Below are 19,387 nucleotides of genomic sequence, written 5' to 3'. Positions count from 1 at the left end.
GCTCATTCGCGACACTAAACGATGCGAAAAAACAACGTAAAGAATGCCGTAAAATGATTGTTGTTATTGCGGCAACAGATGATTGTAAATAGTGTTAATAATCGAAGGGGATACGGCCGCTATACTGAGGTCTCTGCTTTCCGAAGCAGACTTTTTCGTTGATGAAAAAGATCTCCAAACCTTTGTCAGCGCGACTTTCCAGTCGCGCTTTTTTTTGCCCGCCGATTGCGTTATTCGCGGATCCCGCTAATGCGCCGGCGCCGTGCCGTCCGCGTCGTCCCAGTCGGTTGCGGATGGGACGCTCCAGTCTTCCATTACGTAACGGCGCGCGTCCATTGGCGAGGACAGCAGGTTCTGCCAGTGATCGCCGTGCCACATCGGATCGAAGTCGAAGATGGAAGAGGTGTCGTCGGTCCGCACGGGCTGGTCGGATACCGACCTTGCGTGCGACTGAGTGAGCCAGGCGACAAGACGGCGGATCTCATTGAACAGCATGGCAACCTCCTGATGCACATCGCTACTACTGATTTTCCATCATGCGATTGTGAATGCGCTGCAACAACTCGGACAAACACTTACCGAAACATGGGTTTTGTTACATTGCCCGGTGAGTCACTGCAAATTTTCCCGCTATTTGATTTGGATTAAATCTGGCGAGGTAATATTGACAGATTCTCGTTTCCCCGCGACCCGCGAGGCATATCTTTTAATACGCTAAACGCATACGAAAAGTTTACTTGACTGCGATTCTTCGTTCCCCTTATAACGGCAAGGCCGTATTTCATTAGCCCATTCGGCTTTTCAGTATCCGTTGTCATCCGGTTGCTAATGAATTCGGGGTTGGATGGACTCAAGGGCAATGCCCGATCTGATAAATCAAGAGGGAAACAGGAAAATGGAAACCGGTATCGTCAAATGGTTCAACGATGCTAAAGGCTTTGGCTTCATCACGTCGGATGCGGGCGGCGAAGATCTGTTCGCGCATTTTTCGGAGATCCGCACGGAAGGCTTCAAGTCGCTGAAGGAAAACCAGCGCGTCTCCTTCGAAGTCAAGACCAGCCCCAAGGGCAAGCAGGCGGCGAATATTCAGCCGCTGTAAAAAGCAGCGCCGAGTCGCCGCTTTCGCAGCTTTTAAGGGATAACCCTCGCCGGAGTGCGGGGGTTTTTATTTTTCCCGTCCCATATTTTCTATCGGAGCCGGTTTGTATAACTGCCCGGTTAAAAAGAATGGCTTTCGTCAGGAGATAAATGCGTCGAGCGAATGCGTTCTAGAGGCTTTTAAATGATTTTCGGCTCAGGTGTCTGGGCGACTCTCGCCCAGAATCCGCGGCGCCTGCTATATGGTGCATACTTGCCGCAAAGTCACGCGTCCGAAATCTCCTTTTCCCATGTCCGAACTGTTTTCGCCGGAACCGGCCCTCGATGTACCCATTGTCTTCGTCGACCTTGAAACGACTGGCGGCTCCACGAGCGAGCACCGCATCACCGAGGTCGGTGTTGTCGAGATAGGGCCGGCTGGCGTGTCGCGCTGGAGCAGTCTGATCGATCCGCAGCAGCCGATTCCGTCGTTCATCCAGCAGCTCACCGGTATCACGAACGAAATGGTGCGTGGCGCGCCGACCTTCGAGTCGATCGCGCCGGCGCTGTTCGAGCGCCTGAACGGCAAGCTGTTCGTCGCGCACAACGCAAGTTTCGATCGTGGATTTCTGCGCAGCGAATTTCGCCGCATCGGGCTCGCGTTCGATCCCGACGTGCTGTGCACGGTGCGGTTGTCGCGCGCGCTGTTTCCGGCCGAAAAGCGTCACGGTCTCGATGCGCTCGTCGAACGCCACGCGCTCCTGCCATCGGATCGCCACCGCGCGCTTGCCGACGCCGATCTGATCTGGCAGTTCTGGCAGCGTCTGCATGCGCTCGTGCCGCTCGACGCATTGCGCGCGCAGATCGAGCGCACCACGCGGCGCTACCGGCTGGCCGGCGATATTACCGAGGATCTGCTCGATACCGCGCCGGGGGGCTGTGGCGTGTATGCGTTCTACGGCGAAGGGGACGCGCCGCTCTACGTCGGGCGAAGCGTGCGCGTGCGTCAGCGGTTGCGCTCGCATCTGACTGGCGAGCGGCGTTCATCGAAGGATATCCGCCTCGCGCAGCAGGTGCGTCGCGTCGAATGGCGCGCGACCGGCGGCGAGCTCGGCGCAATGCTCGCGGAGGCACAGTGGATCGCGACGCTGCGGCCGGCGCACAACCGGCTGCAGCGCGTGACGAAGAGTGATCCCGCGGATGCGCCGTGGCCGTTCGACGGGCCGATCGTTTTCGAAGAGCACGAGAACGCGCAGCGCGTTTTTCACGTCGTGGACCGTTGGCGCTATTTCGGACACGCGCCGTCGCTCGTGCAGGCGGCTCGGCTGCATGCGTCGGTTATTGCCGGATCGTTCGAGCTGTCGACGTATCGCATCCTTCAGAGTCATCTCGCGCGCGGTCTGCGCGTGATGCCGTTGAGCGTATCGAGCGACACGGCCGAGTCCAGTCTCGTCTAGGCGCCGCCCATCAGCACGCACTGCGTCGCGCGAACGCGATCAGCCCGTCGCGCCGACACCGCCCGTTTCGCACACATGACCGAGTGCGCGGGTCAAGGCGCTCGAACGCGCCGAGTCATAACGCGTCAGTGATTTCCAGTTAGCGAGCGACTGCGCGACACGCGTCGGGCAATCCGCCGCCGCGCGCAGCGGCTGCACGCGCGCAAGGCTGGCGACGAGCGATTGCGTGAGCTTGTCGAGTTGCGGCCGTGTGCTCGTCGCGAGATCGGGCGCGGGTTCCTGTGGCGGCTGCGTGCTGCGCCACGTGGCAAAAAGCGCGTTCTGCACGTCCTTGCTCGCGTCGATCTGATCCTGGAAGAACGCCCGCGCAAATGCCGGGTCGACGTTTGCCGTCGCGGCACGCTTTTCCACATCGGCGAGCAGCGCGTTTTCACGCGGAGTATCGGTGATGGGCTGGTGGTGTGCCCACTTCCAGCGCGCGACCGGTTCCGCAAGCGCAAGCCGTTGCGAGGCCAGCGCGATCAGATTGGTGAGCGCGGTGTCGTCGCCATCGGCGAGCGCGGGAACGGGCGCGAAAACGAAACTGGCGGCGGCAAGTGCGAGCGCGCATGAGGCGCCGAAGCGATGCGAACGATTCATGAAGTGGACGGGGCCGACCGGCCGCTGATGGAAAAACGAGAAGAATAAATGATGCCCGGCAAACGGCGCGTATTTATCCGATGAAAATGGCTGCCGGCGCAGAAGACAACGACAGCACGACGTACCTGACGGACGCGCGCATAGGGACACCGGAGCCGCGCGCCCCGGCGCTGTTACATCAGACGAGCCGATCCACCGTCACGACACGCAGGCCGGACGGATAAGAGGGACGAGCGTACTCATCGCCCGCTACCGTTAGCTGCGCGAGCAGCAATGCTGCGCCGCGCCAATGCCCGGTTACTTCGGGTCGCACGATTTACGTTGTTCGTCGAAGAAAGCGCGAACGTGCTCAGGCAGTTCGGCACCCAGAAATTCGACGGCCACGGGTTCCGGATCCGGGTAAAAAACTTTATCCGGGGTCGGAATCTTCGGTGGTTTGGCATCCATGATCTTTCTCCTTTACAAACCGATTATCTGCCTCGGTCCCCTTGTCGCACCAGCGTCCGGTGCAAGTCACATGTTCTCTGTTGCTTTAACGGCACAAGCCAACATCTGAACAGAGTGTTTGAATAAAATTTATCCTCTGCCTGTCGTTATCCACACTTATGTCCGTTTTATCGCGGGCGCCAGAATCGAAGCGCTTGCGCTTTCCCGTGCCGTTCTCTTCCCTGCCTTGTCCAGCCACCTGCCATAACGGTTTCATGTGAATAAATCATGACATCGTTGTGCAATGCCGCATCGACGAGACTTTCTTTCCGTCGATAAGACTGAACGTTCGTATTTGTCAATTGAACGATTCGGCGCTGATTCTTTTGTAAACGGCGCATTCCAAACTGCGTTGACGATCTGAACACTCTTTAAATAATTTTCGTCCGAGAATTAATGGCTGACAGTTAGCTAGCAGACCTATTACCACGCTTTTGCGACAAAATATCCGCGCACGATGACAGGCCATCCGGCGTGGTCTCGTCCTTTCTATGATTGAAACGCCGTCGGTCGTCCGGCGTGCGGTGACGAACGGACGCGCAACACGTGGCGCGGATCATGACAGTCTTCGTTTCTCGGGAGAGATTGCGATGGAAAACGCTGTTTACTGGAACGGGCGTCAGGTCGGCATCGAATGCGACGGCAGGATTTCGTGGTTCGTGTCGGCGCCCGCGGAAGCGATCGCCGCGTATGGCGCGCCGCGCGGCGCGCCGGTCGTTGCCGTGGATTCGGTCATCGCCCGCAATCTGATGACGACGCGGACGTATGACCCACTGAATTCTCGTGACTGAGCAGGGCGGTTGACTCATGGCCCAGTCGAGCGATACGTACTGTGAAATAACACCGCTGAAAAACAAAAAGCCCAGTCGCGAGGACTGGGCTTTTTGCTTGAAACTGGATGGTGCCGGAAAGAGGAATCGAACCCCCGACCTTCGCATTACGAATGCGCTGCTCTACCGTCTGAGCTATTCCGGCATCAGGAGAAACGAAATTATAGGGACTAATTTAGCAGCTTGGCAAGCCCCTTCGAGCCATTTTTTATTTCGAGATCACTCCGGGATCACTGTTTCGCTTCGAAGTGATAGCGGGTCACGCGATCGACTTCGTTCTTCGAGCCGAGGAACACCGCGACTCGCTCGTGCAGGCTCTTCGGCTGGATGTCGAGAATGCGCTTCTCGCCATTGGTCGCGGCGCCGCCCGCCTGCTCGACGATGAAGGCCATCGGATTCGCTTCGTACATCAGACGCAGCTTGCCCGGCTTGTCCGGCGTGCGCTTGTCGGCCGGATACATGAAGACGCCGCCGCGATTGAGGATACGATGCACGTCGGCAACCATCGACGCGATCCAGCGCATGTTGAAGTCGGCCTGGCGCGGGCCTTCCTTGCCTGCCTTCAGCTCGCCGATGTACTGCTGAACCGGCGCGTACCAGTGACGCTCGTTCGACGCGTTGATCGCGTACTCGCGCGTTTCGACCGGAATGCGCATATCGCTTTGCGTGAGCACCCACGAGCCGAGTTCGCGATCGAGCGTGAAGCAGTTCACGCCGTTGCCGGTGGTCAGCACCAGCACGGTCTGCGGACCATATACCGCATAGCCTGCCGCGACCTGCTGCGTGCCCGGCTGCAGGAACGACTGCTCGGTCGCCTGATGGCCGTCCGGGCAGCGCAGCACCGAAAAGATCGTGCCGATCGACACGTTGACGTCGATGTTCGACGAGCCGTCGAGCGGATCGAACACGAGCAGGTATTCGCCCTTCGGATAGTTGGCCGGGATCGGGAAGAACTGTTCCATTTCCTCGGAGGCCATGCCGGCGAGGTTGCCGCCCCATTCGTTCGCTTCGAGCAGGATTTCGTTCGACAGGATATCGAGCTTCTTCTGCACTTCGCCCTGGACATTCTCGCTGCCCGCCGAGCCGAGCGCATCGCCGAGCGCGCCTTTGCTGACGTGGTAGCTGATCGCCTTGCAGGCACGCGCGACGACTTCGATCAACAGGCGCAGGTCGGCGGGCAGGTTGTTCGTTTCGCGCTGCTGCTCGATCAGGTACTTCGAGAGAGTGGTACGACGTTGCAAAGACATTGCAGTACTCCGGGAAGGCCAAAAGAATATTGGGATTTTAACCGCTCGACGTGTCGGTTCTGTGCTTTTAGCCGCGTTACGCGGCCGTGGCCACCGCGGCGCGCCGCGACGCCCAGGCACCGATGCGCGCGGCCTCGCGCATCCCATTGATTCCGCGCGAAAAAAAGCCGGCAACGTGGGCCGGCCTGGCGGGGTAGGGCGGGGTGGGGCGGAGCGGCTGCCCCGCTCACCCGAACATCATGCCAGCGCCTTTTCGACGATTTCGCGCACGTCGCGCGATTTCACCTGCGCGGCGACTTTCTCTAGTGCCGCGCGCATGCTGTCGCGCAGCGCCGGCGTGAAGCGGCGCCACAATTCGAGCGAGCGCGCGAGGCGGGCGGCCACCTGCGGATTGAATGCGTCGAGCGCGATCACCTGTTCGGCCCAGAACGCATAGCCCGAGCCGTCTTCGGCGTGGAACTGCGCGGGGTTCGCCGCGCAGAAGCTGAAAATCAGCGAGCGCGCGCGGTTCGGGTTCTTCAGGTTGAAAGCCGGATGCGTCATCAAGCGGCGCACCGTATCGATTACCGGATGCTGCGCGCTGCCGCGCTGCGTGGCCTGCAACGCGAACCACTTGTCGATGACGAGCGGTTCCTTTTCGAAGCGCCGGTAGAAGTCGTCGAGCGCGCGCTGCGCGTCGGCGCTGCCGCCTTGCGGCACGGCTGCGTTGAGCAGCGCGGACAGCGCCGCCGCGCGGTCGGTCATGTTGTCGGCGGCTTCGTATTGCGCGGATGCGAGGCGCACGGCGTGCGCCGGATCGTCGAGCTCGGTCAGGTACGACAGCGCGAGATTCTTCAACGCGCGATGACCGGCCGCTTCGGGCGTCGCTTCATAGGCGCCCGGCGTGCGATGCCGTTCGTACACGTTCAGCCAGTCGTGGCGCAGCGCATTGGCGAGGCGCTTGCGCACGAACTGCCGCGCCGCGTGGACGGCAGCCGGATTCGATTCGGCCATCTGCTCGGCCAGATAGGCTTCCGACGGCAGCATCAGTGCGAGCTCGCGGAACGCCGGAGACAGTGTTTCGTCGGTCAGCACGCGCGCGAACGCGGCCACCACCGAATCGTCGAGCTCCAGCGCCGCGCCCGTGGCCGCGCGCGCGGCGAGCGTGAGCAGTTCGCGCGTCGCGAGCCGCTGGCCGGCTTCCCAGCGGTTGAACGGATCGCTGTCGTGCGCGAGCAGGAACGCGAGCTGGTCGGCCGTGTAGTCGTATTCGACGATCACCGGCGCCGAGAAATTGCGCAGCAGCGACGGCAGCGGCTCTTCCCCGACATGAACGAACGTGAAAGTCTGCTCGGTCTGCGTAAATTCGAGCACGCGCGTGGTCGATGCCGCCGCCTGCGCCTCGTCTTCGAGCTGCAGCGGCAGATCGTTGCCGTCCTTGCCGATCAGGCCGATCGCGAACGGGATCAGGAGCGGGCCCTTCTGCGTTTCGCGCGCGGCCGGCGCGGCGTCGCCGTAACCCTGGCGCAGCGTCACGCTGTAGCGCTGCTGGGCGGCGTCGTAGCGGGTGCGTACCGACACGCGCGGCGTGCCGGCCTGGCTGTACCAGCGCTCGAACTGCGCGAGATCGCGGCCGTTCGCGTCGGCGAGCGCGTGGCGGAAGTCGTCGCAGGTCACGGCCTGGCCGTCGTGGCGCTTGAAGTACAGATCCATGCCCTTGCGAAAGCCGTCGCGGCCGAACAGCGTCTGGTACATCCGCACGACTTCCGAGCCTTTCTCGTAGACCGTCATCGTGTAGAAGTTGTTGATCTCGACGTAGCTCTCCGGGCGCACCGGATGCGCCATCGGCCCGGCGTCCTCGGCGAACTGCATCTGGCGCAGCACGCGCACGTCCTCGATGCGTTTCGTGGCGCGCGCGGCTTCGTCGGTGGCGCCGCCCGCCATGTCGGCCGAGAACTCCTGATCGCGGAATACCGTCAGGCCTTCCTTCAGGCTCAACTGGAACCAGTCGCGGCAGGTCACGCGGTTGCCGGTCCAGTTATGGAAGTATTCGTGGCCGACCACCGCCTCGATGTTCGCGAAGTCGGTGTCGGTCGCGGTTTCGGGGTTCGCCAGCACGTACTTCGTGTTGAAGATGTTGAGCCCCTTGTTCTCCATCGCCCCCATGTTGAAGTCGCTGACCGCGACGATCATGAAGCGGTCCAGATCGAGTTCGAGCCCGAAACGTTCCTCGTCCCAGCGGATCGAGTGGATCAGCGAATCCATCGCGTGACGGGTCTTGTCGAGATCGTGCGGCTCGACCCACACCTGCAGCAGCTTTTCCTTGCCGGAGCCGGTCTTCACGCGTTCTTCGAGCGCGACCAGCTTGCCCGCCACCAGCGCGAACAGATAGCTCGGCTTCCTGAACGGATCTTCCCAGCGCGCGAAATGGCGGCCCTCGGGTAGATCGCCTTCTTCGAGCAGGTTGCCGTTCGACAGCAGCACCGGATAGTCGGCCTTGCTCGCGCGCAGCGTGACGGTGAAGCTCGCCATCACGTCGGGGCGGTCGAGGAAGTAGGTGATGCGGCGAAAGCCCTCGGCCTCGCACTGCGTGAAGAAGTTGCCGCTCGATACATACAGGCCCGACAGCGTGGTGTTTTGCGCCGGATTGCAGATGCTCGTGAGCGTCAGCTCGAAGCTGTCCGGCACGTTGTCGAGCACGAGGCCATGCTCGTGCGGATGCGCATTGAGGAACGGCTTGCCGTCGATCTCCGCGCTCACGAACTCGAGCTGTTCGCCCATCAGTTCGAGATGCGCGGCACGCGACGCATCCGGGTTGCGGCGCACGCGCATCGTGTTCCTGACGACGGTGCGTTCGGGGACCAGATCGAACTCCAGCGCGACGGTGTCGATCAGGAAGGCGGGCGGCGCGTAATCGGCGCGGCGGATCACATTGGGCGTTGCGGTATCGGCCATGGCGTTCTGTGGTGGAGTACTCGATCGGTCGCGCGCAAATGGCGCGCGAGCCGGGCTTGGTCGACTCATTGTACAAAGCCTCGGGCAATCGTGCGGCGCGAAACGGGGACGGTGCCGGGTTGGGTTTGCGGGGACGAACCTTGGGTAGGACCGTGGGTCGAGTCTCGAGGCGGAACCTCGAGGCAGAGCCGGGCGGCAAGAACCTTTTACCGGCCGGCGAGGTCAGCGTATTATCGGGCGCCCGTGCGACGGAATAATCGCAGTCAGTCCACGTTTAAGTGAAGCAACCTGAAAGCGTTACGAGGTAGACCATGAACATCGATCGATGGACCCGCCGCATCGCGCTGCTGTTCGCCGCGCTGACGGTGCTGCTGTCGGGCTGCACGACCTACGTGACGACCCAGGTCACGGCGTTCTCCGCTTGGAACGGCAGCGACGCGACCCGCACCTATGCGTTCACGCGGCGGCAGGATCAGCAGAACAATCTCGAACTGAGCGCATACGAGCGGGTCGTCGCGAACGAGCTCGCCGTGCATTCGTTTCGCGAAGTCGCGCGCGACGAAGCGCGCTATCTGGTCGAACTCGCGTATGGAATCCGCTCGGACATCGTGACCGTCGCCGAGCCGGTCTATTACAACCCGTGGCCGGGTCCTTACTGGGGCTGGGGCCGGCCGTTCGATCCGTGGGGACCGTGGGGGCCGTTTCCGGCGACTTATGTGAACCAGAGCTACCCGGTATTCACGCATCTGCTCGGCATCCGGATCACCGAGCGCGCGAGCGGCAAGGAGGTCTACCACGTGACGGCGCGCAATTTCGGCGGCGAGTCGTCGCTGGTCAGGGCGATGCCGTATCTCGCGCGCAGCGCGCTGGCTGACTTTCCGCTCGGCAACGGCGTCGTGCATACGGTGAAGATTCCGGTCGGCAACGGCGGCACGCCCGTGAATGAAGTGTCGCTGCCGGCGGCGCCCGCCGCGGCTTCGGCGCCGGCCGCCGCGTCGGGGGCAAAGGGCGCGATGTAAGAAAAACCGGGGGACGTCCGCCTTAAACCCCGATACCTAGTAGCGCCATCGCGCCGAGCACGACGAACATCACCGCGGCGATGCCGTGCACGAGTTTCGTCGGCAGCCGATGCGCGAAACGGTCGCCGAGCAGGATCGCCGGCACGTTCGCGATCATCATGCCGAGCGTCGTGCCGGCCACCACGCCGAAAAAATCGTGAAAGCGCGCGGCGAGGGCGACCGTCGCGAGCTGCGTCTTGTCGCCCATCTCCGCAATGAAGAACGTCACGACCGTCGCGCCGAACACGCCGAAGTGCGTGCGGTTCGTGTGAGCTTGCGCGTCGTCGAGCTTGTCGGGCACGAGAATCCACAGCCCCATGCCGATAAACGACGCGGCGAGCGCCCAGCGCATGATGGTCGGTGTCAGCAGCGAACCGAGCCACGCGCCGAGCGCGCCGGCGCCCGCGTGGTTGATCAGCGTCGCGATGAGCACGCCGAGAATGATCGGCACCGGCTTGCGGTAGCGCGCGGCCAGCACGAGCGACAGCAGTTGCGTCTTGTCGCCGATCTCGGCGAGCGCGACCGCGCCGGTCGAAACAAGAAAGGCTTGATTCACGTTGAATGGATTCCCTGGGCCAGAGATGAGCGAGCGACGACCCACGACACGCCAGGCCCTGTTGCGGCGCGCGGTGGATCATCGGTCTCGCCAGGCCAGAGGCTGCGGCTGCCATGGCCGTAACGGCCAAGTCTGTTGACAGGCGCCCCCGCGAGCCACCCGTGCGACGCACCGGCAAAACGCGGTGCGGACGGGCCGCGGGGCGGCTACTCCCCAATGAGGGCCGGAGTATAACAGGCCCGGGCGCGCCGGTGCCGCGAGTGTTGCGCGAAGGATGCAGCGCCGGGAACAAAGTCGGATGCAACGTCCGCCATAGCTGTCTGTAACACTTTCACGAAAGCAGGATGAAAGCCTGGCGTCGATCTGGAACGCGCATCGGCTAGCCCGACCACGTCGGAAATCGTCACAAAATGCAGATTTGCCGGCCTGCGGGACAGACTGAAATACACGCGGGGACAGCGATAGGCACGCGCTCGCCGCCGATTTTCAAATCGTCTGACAATCTGTTGTTTTACGGCGCGGAAACAGATGGATACGTCTTTTCCGGCTGATTTAATCCACAATATTCAGTATGATTCCGGCCACGAAAGGAGCCCGAGCCAAATATTTTCGTATCAGTTGACAGGGGCGCCTAAATAATCGGGGCTGAGTGCCGATAATTCGCTAACTCTCCAAAAGAAGCCGATCGATCCCGGAACCCCCGATCCGCGCGGCGCTGCACGCTGTGACGGCTGTATTCCGTCAGGCGCTTGAGTCTCTTCTCCGTTTCTACGCGCGAACACCGTATGCCCGATCTGCACTGGACCATTCCGGTCGGTCGCTGGTCTAGCTGGCCGGCTACCGCACCCGCCGCACCCGATATCGGCTTCATCGAGCCGATCGTGCGGCGACGTCTCAGCACGCTGTCCAAGGTGGCGCTCAAGGTCGCGCACGATTGTGTCGCGCGGGAACCGGTGCGCGTGGTGTTCGCGTCGCGGCACGGTGAATTGCGGCGCACCACTGACATCCTGCGCTCGATCAGCGCGGGCGAGCCGGTGTCGCCGACTGCGTTCAGCCTGTCGGTGCTGAACGCGATGACCGGCGTGTTCGGCATCGCGCGGGGCGACCGTTCGGCGGCGAGCGCGGTGTCGGCCGGCGCGCAGACGCTCGGCTACGCGCTGCTCGAGGCGTATGCGCAATACGCGGCACAGCCCGGCTCGCCGGTACTGCTCGTGTACGCGGACGAACCGGCCGATCGCGCGTACGGCACGATCGAGGACGAAGTGCAGGGCGGCGCGATCGCGCTGTTGCTCGATCAGGAAGCGTCGACCGGGCACATCGTTTGTTCGCTGTCCCGCGCTGACGGCTCGCCGCACGCGGACGAAGCCGCCGCGGACGACGTCTCCAGCTTTCCCACCCAGAGCCAGGCGCTGCTGCACTGCCTCGAAACCGGGCAGCCCGCGCGCTGGCAACACGCCGGCGCGCTGTGGCATTGGAGGTGGCATGATCGCGCGGCTTGATTATCTGTGGCGCTTTTGCGCGACCGCCATGGCCTTCGTCGTGTTCGGCGTATGCGGCGTGCTGTTTTCAGTGCTGGGGTTTCCGCTCGCGTGGCTGTGGCCGCATCGCGCATCGCGGCAGCGCGCGGTGACGGCCGTGATCCACTGGTTTTTTCGCGCGCTCGTCGCGGCGTTGCGCACGCTCGGCGTGATGGAGCTCGAAGCGTCGGGCGCGCAGACATTGCGCGCGGGGCGCCCGGCGGTCGTGGTCGCCAATCACCCCACCTATCTCGACGTGATGGTGCTGCTGTCGCTCATGCCGCGCGCGTGCTGCGTCGTCAAGAGCGCGCATTGGCGCAACCCGTGTTTCTGGGGCATCGTGCGCGCGGCCGAATACGTGAGCAACGCCAACGCCGTCGAACTCGTCGACGCGGGCGCGCGCCAGCTCGCGGCCGGCTATACGATGATCGTTTTTCCCGAGGGCACCCGCAGCCCCGCGCCGAACCGGCTGCATGCGTTCTCGCGCGGTTTCGCGCACATGGCGCTGAAGGCCGGCGCGCCGATCGTGCCGGTGCTGATGGATTGCGATCCGCCTGCCTTCACGCGGCAGATGCGCTGGTACGACGTGCCGGCGCGCGCGTTCCGCATGCGCGTGAACGTGCTCGCGCCGCTTGGCGTCGACGGACTCGCGGCCGCCGCGACGACCCCGGCCATCGCGGCGCGCAGCGTGACGGATGCCGTCGAAGCTCACATTACCCAGCACCTGTTCGATTATGGATTCTTTAAAACTCGAAATTAAAAAGCTTCTGATCGAGGCACTCGATCTCGAAGACCTGAGCCCCGCCGACATCGACGACGACGCCCCGTTGTTCGGTTCCGACGGCATCGGTCTCGATTCGATCGACGCGCTCGAAATCGGCATCGTGCTGCGCAAACAATACCAACTGACCATCGCGGCGAACGACGAACGCACGCGCGAGCACTTTCGCTCGATCAACACGCTTGCCGCGCTGGTCGAGAGTCAGCGCGAAGCGGCGCATGCTGCGAACGAAACCACGAGGAAAGGGGAGTGAACCGTGTCCGAGACTGAGATTCTTGAGCGCATCCGCGCGATCTTCTACGACAATTTCGCGATCGAGCCCGAACGCGTGACGCCCGACGCGCACCTGTTCGAAGACCTCGATCTCGACAGCATCGACGCCGTCGATCTCGCGATCAAGCTGCAGGAAATGACGGGCCGCCGCATCAAGCCGGAGAACTTCAAATCCGTGCGCACCGTCGGCGACGTGATCGCGGCGGTCGAATCGCTGCTCGCGGCCCAAGGCTGATGCCCGCCGAGCGCTTGCGATCGCGGATGTCCGAGCCGCGTTCCGGCGGAATCGGGTCCGGCACGCGGCGACCCTGGAGCAGGGCCGTCGTGCAGGTGCTGCTGAAACTCGCTTACCCCGCGCTGATTTTATGCGCATGGCGCTGGGATGCGCCGCGCTTCGTCGGCGTCATGCTGCTCGCGACGCTGTGGCTGCAACGCTGGGCGGGCGGCGGTCCCGTTGCGCTCCCGTTGCGGCGGCTGTCCGCGCTCGACTGGTTCGTGGTGGCGCTGCTGAGCGGCGCGTCGGCGGCGATCGTCGTTACCGATAGCGAGCTGCTGCTGCGTTTCTATCCGTCGCTCGTCAATCTCGGTCTGCTGATCGCATTCGGCGCGACGCTCGTGCGCGGGCCGTCGATGATCGAAAAATTCGCGCGGCTCGGCCAGCCCGATCTGCCGCCCGGCGCGGTGCGCTATACGCGGCGCGTCACCCAGGTCTGGTGCGGATTCTTCGTGCTGAACGGCGCGTTTTCCGCGTATACGGCGCTGTACTGGAGCCGCGCGAGCTGGTCGCTGTACAACGGGATGATCGCTTATGGGTTGATCGGCGTGTTGCTGGCCGGCGAGTTCGCGTGGCGGCGCCTCGTCGTGTTGCCGCGTGTCGCGCGAGCGGGTTCGGAGGCGTCATGATCGCGCTGCACGATCTGTTGTCGGCCGACGCCGCGCTCGCTGCGCCTGACACGCCGGTCTGCCGCGACGGCGCCGCGCTGCTCGATCGCGCGGCATTTCGCGCGCGCGTCGCGACCCTGGCCGCACTGGTCGACACGCACGGCGCATCGCGTTGCGCGCTGTGCATCGACGATCCGTTCGATTTCGCCTGCGCACTGTTCGCGCTCTTCGCGCGCGGCAAGGCGCCGGTGATTCCGGCCAATGCGACGCCGGGCTATCTTGCCGATCTCGCGGGCGCGTACGACTTCATGCTGACGGACGCGGACCTGCCGCCGTTCGCTTCGGCAGCCGGCGCCATGCGCATCGATTTCGCCATCGACCCCCACGCGCCGCTCACGCTGTACACGTCCGGTAGCAGCGGCACGCCGAAGCCGATCCGCAAGACGCTTGCGCAATTCAACGCCGAGGTGCACACGCTCGAAAAGCAGTGGGGCGCGTTGATCGGCGCCGCGACGATGCTCGCGAGCGTGCCGCATCACCACATCTACGGTCTGCTGTTTCGCGTGCTGTGGCCGCTCGCGGCCGGCCGCGCGTTCGATCGCGCGATCGGCATGGAGCCGCTGCAGTTGCAAGGCCGCATCGCGCAATGCGGCGCGACGGCGATCGTGTCGACGCCCGCGCAACTGTCGCTCTGGCCCGCGTTGCCGGGCTTCGCCGCGCTGAATCCCGCGCCGCGCGCGTTCTTTTCGTCGGGCGGCCCGCTCGCGGCCGATGCCGCGCGGCACTATGCGGCGACTTACGGCGCCGCGCCGCTCGAAATCTACGGCAGTACCGAAACCGGCGGCATCGCGTGGCGCCGCCAGGATCAGGGCGATGCATGGCAGCCGGTCATGGGCGCGGAGGTGCGCCGCGATGAAGACGGCGCGCTCAGCGTGCGCTCGCCGCATCTCGATCACGCCGGCTGGCATCGTACCGGCGACCGCATCGCCTTCGATGCCGATGGCCGTTTCCGTCTGCAAGGCCGGCTCGACCGCGTGCTGAAGCTCGGCGGCAAACGCGTATCGCTGCCGGAACTCGAAGCGCGTCTCGCACTGCATCCGTGCGTTGCGCAGGCGGCGCTGGTGCCGCTCGAAGGCGCGTCGCGCGAACGCGTCGGCGCGCTCGTCGCGCTCACCGATGCGGGTAGCGCGGCGCTGCGCGACGCAGGCCGCGTCGCGCTCGCGAAAACGCTGCGCCGTCATCTCGCCGATTACTTCGACGCGGTCGTGCTGCCGCGTCACTGGCGTTTTTGCGTGAGCCTGCCGTTCGACGCGCGCGGCAAGCTGCCGGTGAGCGCCGTCGCCGCCGCCTTCGCGCCGCGCGCCGAAGGCATGGAAGTGCTCGCGCAGGCGCGCGGCGGCGACACGCTGCATTACGATCTGCGCGTGCCGCCCACGCTCGTGCATTTCGCCGGTCACTTTCCGGGCCTGCCGATTCTGCCCGGCGTCGTGCAGGTCGACTGGGCGGCGCGGCTCGCGGCCGCGCATTGGCCACAGGTGCGCACGCTCGCGTCGGTCGATCGTCTGAAGTTCATGGCGCCGGTGCCACCGGGCGCGGTACTCGAGCTCACGCTCAGTTACGACGCCGCGCGCCGGCGCGTGCAGTTCACGTACCGGCTCGACGGGCGCGAATGCGCGTCGGGCGTGCTCGTGCATCGGGAGGACGCGTAATGCGCTTCGCGCCCTGCATCGTGATTCCGATCTACAACCACAAGGACGCGATCGGCGCGACCGTCGCGCATCTCGCGGTTCACGGCCTGCCGATCTTCGTCGTCGACGACGGCAGCGACGCCGCGACCCGGCAGGTGCTCGCCGCGCTCGCGCGGCAGTACGCGCCTCAGCTCACGCTGCTGCGTCTGCCGCAAAACGGCGGCAAGGGCGCGGCGGTGATGGCGGGCTTGCGCGCCGCGCGCGCGGCACGCTACACACATGCGCTGCAGATCGACGCCGACGGCCAGCACGACGCGGCCGACGTGCCGCGCTTCATCGACGCGGCGCGCGCCGAACCGGCCGCGGTGATTCTCGGCCGCCCGGTCTACGACGACAGCGTGCCGAAGGCGCGTCTCTATGGCCGCTATCTGACGCACGTGTGGGTATGGATCGAAACGCTGTCGCTGACGATCCGCGATTCGATGTGCGGCTTCCGCCTCTATCCGCTCGCGCTCGCGTGCGAACTGATCGACAGTGTGCGGCTGCCGACGCGCATGGATTTCGACATCGAGATCCTCGTGCGTCTGCATTGGCGGCGCGCGGCGTTCCGTTCTATTCCGACGCGGGTGACCTACGCGGCCGACGGCGTGTCGCATTTCGACGTGCTGTGGGACAACGTAAGGATCAGCCGTAGTCACGTGCGGCTCGTGTTCGGCATGCTGTGGCGTCTGCCGCTGCTGCTCGCGCACAAGCTGATGCCGCGCCGTCGCGCGGTGACCGATGACACGGGACATGCAGCGGGAGAAGCAGCAGGCGAACCGGCAGGCGAGCCGGGCGACGAGTCCCGGCCCGACGCCTGGTGGCGCATCGCCGAACGCGGCAGCCAGCTCGGCATGAACCTGCTCGCGCTGAGCTGCAAGCTGTTCGGCCGCCGCTTTACCGCGCTGTGGCTGCATCCGATCGTCGCGTATTTTCTGTTGACGGGCCGCGCCGCGCGAGAGGCGTCGGACAATTATTTCCGGCATCTCGGCGCGGTCGCGCCGCAGGGCGGGATGCCGCGTCCGGGCTGGGTGTCCGCGTACCGGCATATGCTCGCGTTCGCGCAGTCGGGCTTCGACAAGCTCGCCGCGTGGACCGGCCGCATCGACGACACCGACGTCACGTTCGACGATCCGTCGGCATTCGAAGCCCTGATTGCGAGCGGCAAGGGCGCGCTCGTGATCGGCGCGCATCTCGGCAATCTCGAGATGATGCGCGCGCTCGCGGTGCGCGGCGAACACGCGAAGGTGACGGCGGTCGTCTATACCGGGCACGCGCGCCGCTTCAACCGCGTGCTCGCGTCATCCAGTCGCGACTTCACGCGGCATCTGCTCGAAGTCGGCGACTTCGGCCCGCAAACCGCGGTGCTGATGCAGCAGCGCATCGAGGCGGGCGAACTGCTGGTGATCGTCGGCGACCGCGTGCCCGCATGCGAAGCGGGGCGCACCACCGATGCGCAGTTTCTCGGCGCCAGTGCCCGGTTCGCGCAAGGCCCGTACGTGCTCGCGCATGCGCTCGGCTGCCCGGTCTATCTGTTCTTCTGTCTGAAAGAGCGTGACGGCTACCGCATGTATTTCGAGCCGTTCGCCGAGCGTATCGAACTGCCGCGCCGCGAACGCGCGCAGCATCTCGCCGCGTGGGCGCAGCGTTACGCGATGCGTCTCGAACACTACTGCCGCAAGGCCCCTTATCAATGGTTCAATTTCTTCGATTTCTGGGCCGGCCCGAAGCGAGGTGCGAATGGCCGAACATGATTTGAGTCGCGCGCCGGACGCGCGGTCCGTGGCTGCCAACGCCAATGTCGATGCCGACGCGGCGGTCGTGATCGGCGCACGCCGGCTGACGATCGAAGAGGTCGTCGCGATTGCCCGGCAGCGCGCGCCGGTCGCATTGAACGACGATCCGGGATGGCGCGCGCGCATCGAGCGCGGCGCGGATTTCCTGCGCCGCCAGCTTGCCGCGGGCGCAACCGTGTACGGCGTCAACACCGGTTACGGCGATGCCTGTGTCGTCGACGTGCCGATGGAACTGGTCGAAGCATTGCCGCTGCAACTGACGCGTTATCACGGCTGCGGCATGGGCGAATATCTCGACGACGAAGAAACGCTCGCGGTGATCGCCGCGCGCCTCAATTCTCTCGCGTATGGTTTTTCGGGCGTGCGTGCCGTGCTGCTCGAACGTCTCGCGGCACTGATCAATCAGCGCGTGTTGCCGCGCATTCCGTCGGAAGGCTCGGTCGGCGCGAGCGGCGATCTGACGCCGCTGTCGTACGTGGCCGCGGCGCTCGTGGGCGAGCGCGACGTGCGGCACGCCGGCGTGTTGCGCGCGGCGCGCGACGCGTGGGCCGAACTCGGCCTCGAACCGCTCGCGCTCGCGCCGAAAGAAGGCCTCGCGCTGATGAACGGCACCGCGGTGATGACCGGCCTCGCGTGTCTCGCGTTCGCGCGCGCCGATCATCTGACGCGGCTCACCGCGCGCCTGACCGCGCTGTCGACGGTCGCGCTCGAAGGCCGCGCCGCGCATTTCGACGCGACGCTGTTCGACGTGAAGCCGCACGCGGGCCAGGCCGAAGCGGCCGCATGGATCCGCGACGATCTGAGCGGCCGCGCCGACACGTCGGGGCATCGCCTGCAGGACCGCTATTCGATTCGCTGCGCGCCGCACGTGATCGGCGTCGCGCGCGATGCGCTGAGCTGGGTGCGCCGCGATGTCGAAAACGAGCTGAACAGCGCGAACGACAATCCGCTGATCGATCCCGACAACGAACGCATCCTGCACGGCGGCAACTTCTACGGCGGCCATATCGCGTTCGCGATGGATGCGCTGAAGGTGGCGGTCGCCAATCTCGCCGATCTGATGGACCGGCAGCTCGCGCTGCTCGTCGACGTCAATTTCAACAACGGCTTGCCGCGCAATCTGTCGGGCGCGGCGCCCGCGCGCGCGGCGATCAATCACGGCTTCAAGGCCGTGCAGATTTCGTCGTCCGCGTGGACCGCCGAGGCGCTGAAGAACACCATGCCCGCCAGCGTGTTCTCGCGCTCGACGGAAGCACACAATCAGGACAAGGTCAGCATGGGCACGATCGCCGCGCGTGACTGCCTGCGCGTGCTGGAGTTGACCGGGCAGGTCGCCGCCGCGCATACGCTCGCGACGGTGCAGGCCGTGCGTCTGCGCTTGCGTATCGACAGCGCGACGCCGGTGCCCGCGCCACTGCGCGCTTTTATCGACCACGTGGGCGCGCAATCACCGTTCGTCGACGAAGACCGCGCGTTCGAGGGCGAGCTGCGCGCGTTGAGCGCGCGCATTGCCGCGTGCGAACTGCTGGACGACTATCGCAAAGGAACCCACGCATGAGCGAGGCCGCGAAAGTGCCTGACGTGCCGAAAGCGCCGCGCGTGCTGAGCGCGAGCGCGACGGTCGAAGTGCCGTTTCACGACGTCGACGCGATGAATGTGTGCTGGCACGGCAATTATCTGAAGTACTTCGAGATGGGCCGCGCGGCGCTGTTGCGCGCGTTCGACTACGACTATCGCGAGATGCAGGCGTCGGGCTATCTGTGGCCGATCGTCGAGGCGCATCTGAAGTACGTGCGGCCCGCCGTGTACGGACAGCAGCTCGAAGTTCGCGCGCAACTGCTCGAATACGAAAACCGCCTGAAAATAGGCTACGAAATCGTCGATTGCGCCTCGGGCACGCGGCTGACGAAGGGCTATACGATCCAGGTCGCGGTCGATGCCGCGACCGAGGAATTGCAGTTCGTGTCGCCGCCGGTCGTCTTCGAAAAGCTGGAGCGCGTATGGGGACGATGAACCGGCGTCGGGCGAAAGCGGCCGCGTGGCGTGTCGGGCGCGCGATGAGTGCGATCGGCATGATCGGCGTTGCCGCGTGCGCCGGGTTCGTGTGGCCGGCCGCGCCGGCCCACG

The 19,387-nt window shown here is 64.6% G+C and carries 19 protein-coding genes and 1 tRNA gene; 13 read left to right on the top strand and 7 right to left on the bottom strand.

What is annotated here, in order from left to right; all coding sequences use genetic code 11:
* Positions 1 to 246: 246 nt before the first annotated feature.
* Positions 247 to 495, bottom strand: a complete 249-nt coding sequence (locus QM685_RS08630; RefSeq protein ID WP_415114768.1) for a hypothetical protein — start codon at positions 493 to 495, stop codon at positions 247 to 249.
* 400 nt (positions 496 to 895) lie between these two features.
* Between QM685_RS08630 and QM685_RS08625 the strand changes: the two genes are divergently transcribed.
* Together QM685_RS08625 and QM685_RS08620 are read left to right on the top strand one after the other, a co-directional pair.
* The gene (locus QM685_RS08625; protein WP_415115375.1) at positions 896 to 1,099 is read left to right on the top strand and encodes a cold-shock protein; all 204 of its coding nucleotides are present in this window, start codon (positions 896 to 898) and stop codon (positions 1,097 to 1,099) included.
* A gap of 289 nt (positions 1,100 to 1,388) precedes the next feature.
* Complete coding sequence (locus QM685_RS08620; protein ID WP_415114766.1) at positions 1,389 to 2,534, top strand: exonuclease domain-containing protein; 1,146 nt, start codon at positions 1,389 to 1,391, stop codon at positions 2,532 to 2,534.
* 39 nt (positions 2,535 to 2,573) lie between these two features.
* Here QM685_RS08620 and QM685_RS08615 read toward each other — a convergent pair whose 3' ends face one another.
* Both QM685_RS08615 and QM685_RS08610 read right to left on the bottom strand, forming a co-directional pair.
* Entirely contained in the window at positions 2,574 to 3,173 is a 600-nt protein-coding gene (locus QM685_RS08615) for a chorismate mutase (RefSeq protein WP_415114764.1), read from the bottom strand.
* Between the two features lie 297 nt (positions 3,174 to 3,470).
* Positions 3,471 to 3,620 (bottom strand): hypothetical protein, encoded by a 150-nt coding sequence (locus QM685_RS08610; protein WP_008921206.1) that lies wholly within the window; start codon positions 3,618 to 3,620, stop codon positions 3,471 to 3,473.
* 629 nt (positions 3,621 to 4,249) lie between these two features.
* Between QM685_RS08610 and QM685_RS08605 the strand changes: the two genes are divergently transcribed.
* Complete coding sequence (locus QM685_RS08605; protein WP_415114761.1) at positions 4,250 to 4,450, top strand: hypothetical protein; 201 nt, start codon at positions 4,250 to 4,252, stop codon at positions 4,448 to 4,450.
* Positions 4,451 to 4,558: 108 nt separating this feature from the next.
* On the opposite strand, the gene QM685_RS08600 is transcribed toward QM685_RS08605, so the two are convergent.
* The 3 genes from QM685_RS08600 to pepN all read right to left on the bottom strand — a co-directional run bounded on the left by QM685_RS08600 (position 4,559) and on the right by pepN (position 8,670).
* Positions 4,559 to 4,634 (bottom strand) — tRNA-Thr (locus tag QM685_RS08600).
* An 85-nt stretch (positions 4,635 to 4,719) separates the two neighbouring features.
* Positions 4,720 to 5,736 carry a class 1 fructose-bisphosphatase gene (locus tag QM685_RS08595; RefSeq protein WP_415114758.1) on the bottom strand — a complete coding sequence of 339 codons (1,017 nt, stop codon included), beginning with the start codon at positions 5,734 to 5,736 and terminating at the stop codon, positions 4,720 to 4,722.
* Positions 5,737 to 5,973: 237 nt separating this feature from the next.
* On the bottom strand, positions 5,974 to 8,670 hold the full coding sequence (pepN, locus tag QM685_RS08590) for an aminopeptidase N (protein WP_415114756.1): 2,697 nt from the start codon (positions 8,668 to 8,670) through the stop codon (positions 5,974 to 5,976).
* A 311-nt stretch (positions 8,671 to 8,981) separates the two neighbouring features.
* Between pepN and QM685_RS08585 the strand changes: the two genes are divergently transcribed.
* Positions 8,982 to 9,689, top strand: coding sequence for a DUF4136 domain-containing protein (locus tag QM685_RS08585; protein ID WP_415114754.1), 708 nt, complete (start codon positions 8,982 to 8,984; stop codon positions 9,687 to 9,689).
* 22 nt (positions 9,690 to 9,711) lie between these two features.
* Here the strand turns inward: QM685_RS08585 and QM685_RS08580 are convergent, their stop codons facing one another.
* The gene (locus QM685_RS08580; protein WP_415114752.1) at positions 9,712 to 10,284 is read right to left on the bottom strand and encodes a TMEM165/GDT1 family protein; all 573 of its coding nucleotides are present in this window, start codon (positions 10,282 to 10,284) and stop codon (positions 9,712 to 9,714) included.
* A gap of 785 nt (positions 10,285 to 11,069) precedes the next feature.
* Between QM685_RS08580 and QM685_RS08575 the strand changes: the two genes are divergently transcribed.
* The 9 genes from QM685_RS08575 to QM685_RS08535 are packed head-to-tail and all read left to right on the top strand — an operon-like array spanning position 11,070 to position 19,273.
* The gene (locus QM685_RS08575; protein WP_415114750.1) at positions 11,070 to 11,783 is read left to right on the top strand and encodes a beta-ketoacyl synthase chain length factor; all 714 of its coding nucleotides are present in this window, start codon (positions 11,070 to 11,072) and stop codon (positions 11,781 to 11,783) included.
* The gene (locus QM685_RS08570) at positions 11,767 to 12,561 is read left to right on the top strand and encodes a lysophospholipid acyltransferase family protein (RefSeq protein WP_415114748.1); all 795 of its coding nucleotides are present in this window, start codon (positions 11,767 to 11,769) and stop codon (positions 12,559 to 12,561) included. Before QM685_RS08575 ends, QM685_RS08570 begins: the two co-directional genes overlap by 17 nt.
* Complete coding sequence (locus QM685_RS08565) at positions 12,536 to 12,835, top strand: phosphopantetheine-binding protein (protein WP_415114746.1); 300 nt, start codon at positions 12,536 to 12,538, stop codon at positions 12,833 to 12,835. The genes QM685_RS08570 and QM685_RS08565 overlap by 26 nt, the downstream gene beginning before the upstream one ends.
* A 3-nt stretch (positions 12,836 to 12,838) precedes the next feature.
* Positions 12,839 to 13,090, top strand: coding sequence for an acyl carrier protein (locus QM685_RS08560; RefSeq protein ID WP_415114744.1), 252 nt, complete (start codon positions 12,839 to 12,841; stop codon positions 13,088 to 13,090).
* Entirely contained in the window at positions 13,090 to 13,758 is a 669-nt protein-coding gene (locus QM685_RS08555) for a hypothetical protein (RefSeq protein ID WP_415114742.1), read from the top strand. Before QM685_RS08560 ends, QM685_RS08555 begins: the two co-directional genes overlap by 1 nt.
* The gene (locus tag QM685_RS08550) at positions 13,755 to 15,446 is read left to right on the top strand and encodes an AMP-binding protein (protein WP_415114740.1); all 1,692 of its coding nucleotides are present in this window, start codon (positions 13,755 to 13,757) and stop codon (positions 15,444 to 15,446) included. The genes QM685_RS08555 and QM685_RS08550 overlap by 4 nt, the downstream gene beginning before the upstream one ends.
* Positions 15,446 to 17,218 (top strand): glycosyltransferase family 2 protein, encoded by a 1,773-nt coding sequence (locus tag QM685_RS08545; RefSeq protein WP_415114738.1) that lies wholly within the window; start codon positions 15,446 to 15,448, stop codon positions 17,216 to 17,218. Before QM685_RS08550 ends, QM685_RS08545 begins: the two co-directional genes overlap by 1 nt.
* Positions 17,205 to 18,818: an HAL/PAL/TAL family ammonia-lyase gene (locus tag QM685_RS08540; RefSeq protein WP_415114736.1), complete on the top strand. Its 1,614-nt coding sequence runs from the start codon at positions 17,205 to 17,207 to the stop codon at positions 18,816 to 18,818. Before QM685_RS08545 ends, QM685_RS08540 begins: the two co-directional genes overlap by 14 nt.
* Positions 18,815 to 19,273: an acyl-CoA thioesterase gene (locus tag QM685_RS08535; protein ID WP_415114734.1), complete on the top strand. Its 459-nt coding sequence runs from the start codon at positions 18,815 to 18,817 to the stop codon at positions 19,271 to 19,273. Before QM685_RS08540 ends, QM685_RS08535 begins: the two co-directional genes overlap by 4 nt.
* The last annotated feature ends 114 nt before the right edge of the window (positions 19,274 to 19,387 follow it).

The organism is Paraburkholderia sp., from assembly GCF_047605525.1.
Taxonomy (GTDB): Bacteria; Pseudomonadota; Gammaproteobacteria; order Burkholderiales; family Burkholderiaceae; genus Paraburkholderia.
Note: the sequence above shows the minus strand (reverse complement) of the source record. Positions and strands in the feature narration are given on the sequence as shown.

What these genes read in the sequence shown, in the direction of transcription:
- QM685_RS08540 (WP_415114736.1), top strand. Translation starts at nt 17,205, where the DNA reads ATGGCCGAACATGATTTGAGTCGCGCGCCGGACGCGCGGTCCGTGGCT.
- QM685_RS08550 (WP_415114740.1), top strand. Translation starts at nt 13,755, where the DNA reads ATGATCGCGCTGCACGATCTGTTGTCGGCCGACGCCGCGCTCGCTGCG.
- QM685_RS08575 (WP_415114750.1), top strand. Translation starts at nt 11,070, where the DNA reads ATGCCCGATCTGCACTGGACCATTCCGGTCGGTCGCTGGTCTAGCTGG.
- QM685_RS08605 (WP_415114761.1), top strand. Translation starts at nt 4,250, where the DNA reads ATGGAAAACGCTGTTTACTGGAACGGGCGTCAGGTCGGCATCGAATGC.
- QM685_RS08630 (WP_415114768.1), bottom strand. Translation starts at nt 495, where the DNA reads ATGCTGTTCAATGAGATCCGCCGTCTTGTCGCCTGGCTCACTCAGTCG.
- pepN (WP_415114756.1), bottom strand. Translation starts at nt 8,670, where the DNA reads ATGGCCGATACCGCAACGCCCAATGTGATCCGCCGCGCCGATTACGCG.
- QM685_RS08570 (WP_415114748.1), top strand. Translation starts at nt 11,767, where the DNA reads ATGATCGCGCGGCTTGATTATCTGTGGCGCTTTTGCGCGACCGCCATG.
- QM685_RS08585 (WP_415114754.1), top strand. Translation starts at nt 8,982, where the DNA reads ATGAACATCGATCGATGGACCCGCCGCATCGCGCTGCTGTTCGCCGCG.
- QM685_RS08545 (WP_415114738.1), top strand. Translation starts at nt 15,446, where the DNA reads ATGCGCTTCGCGCCCTGCATCGTGATTCCGATCTACAACCACAAGGAC.
- QM685_RS08565 (WP_415114746.1), top strand. Translation starts at nt 12,536, where the DNA reads ATGGATTCTTTAAAACTCGAAATTAAAAAGCTTCTGATCGAGGCACTC.
- QM685_RS08615 (WP_415114764.1), bottom strand. Translation starts at nt 3,173, where the DNA reads ATGAATCGTTCGCATCGCTTCGGCGCCTCATGCGCGCTCGCACTTGCC.
- QM685_RS08620 (WP_415114766.1), top strand. Translation starts at nt 1,389, where the DNA reads ATGTCCGAACTGTTTTCGCCGGAACCGGCCCTCGATGTACCCATTGTC.
- QM685_RS08535 (WP_415114734.1), top strand. Translation starts at nt 18,815, where the DNA reads ATGAGCGAGGCCGCGAAAGTGCCTGACGTGCCGAAAGCGCCGCGCGTG.
- QM685_RS08595 (WP_415114758.1), bottom strand. Translation starts at nt 5,736, where the DNA reads ATGTCTTTGCAACGTCGTACCACTCTCTCGAAGTACCTGATCGAGCAG.
- QM685_RS08555 (WP_415114742.1), top strand. Translation starts at nt 13,090, where the DNA reads ATGCCCGCCGAGCGCTTGCGATCGCGGATGTCCGAGCCGCGTTCCGGC.
- QM685_RS08625 (WP_415115375.1), top strand. Translation starts at nt 896, where the DNA reads ATGGAAACCGGTATCGTCAAATGGTTCAACGATGCTAAAGGCTTTGGC.
- QM685_RS08610 (WP_008921206.1), bottom strand. Translation starts at nt 3,620, where the DNA reads ATGGATGCCAAACCACCGAAGATTCCGACCCCGGATAAAGTTTTTTAC.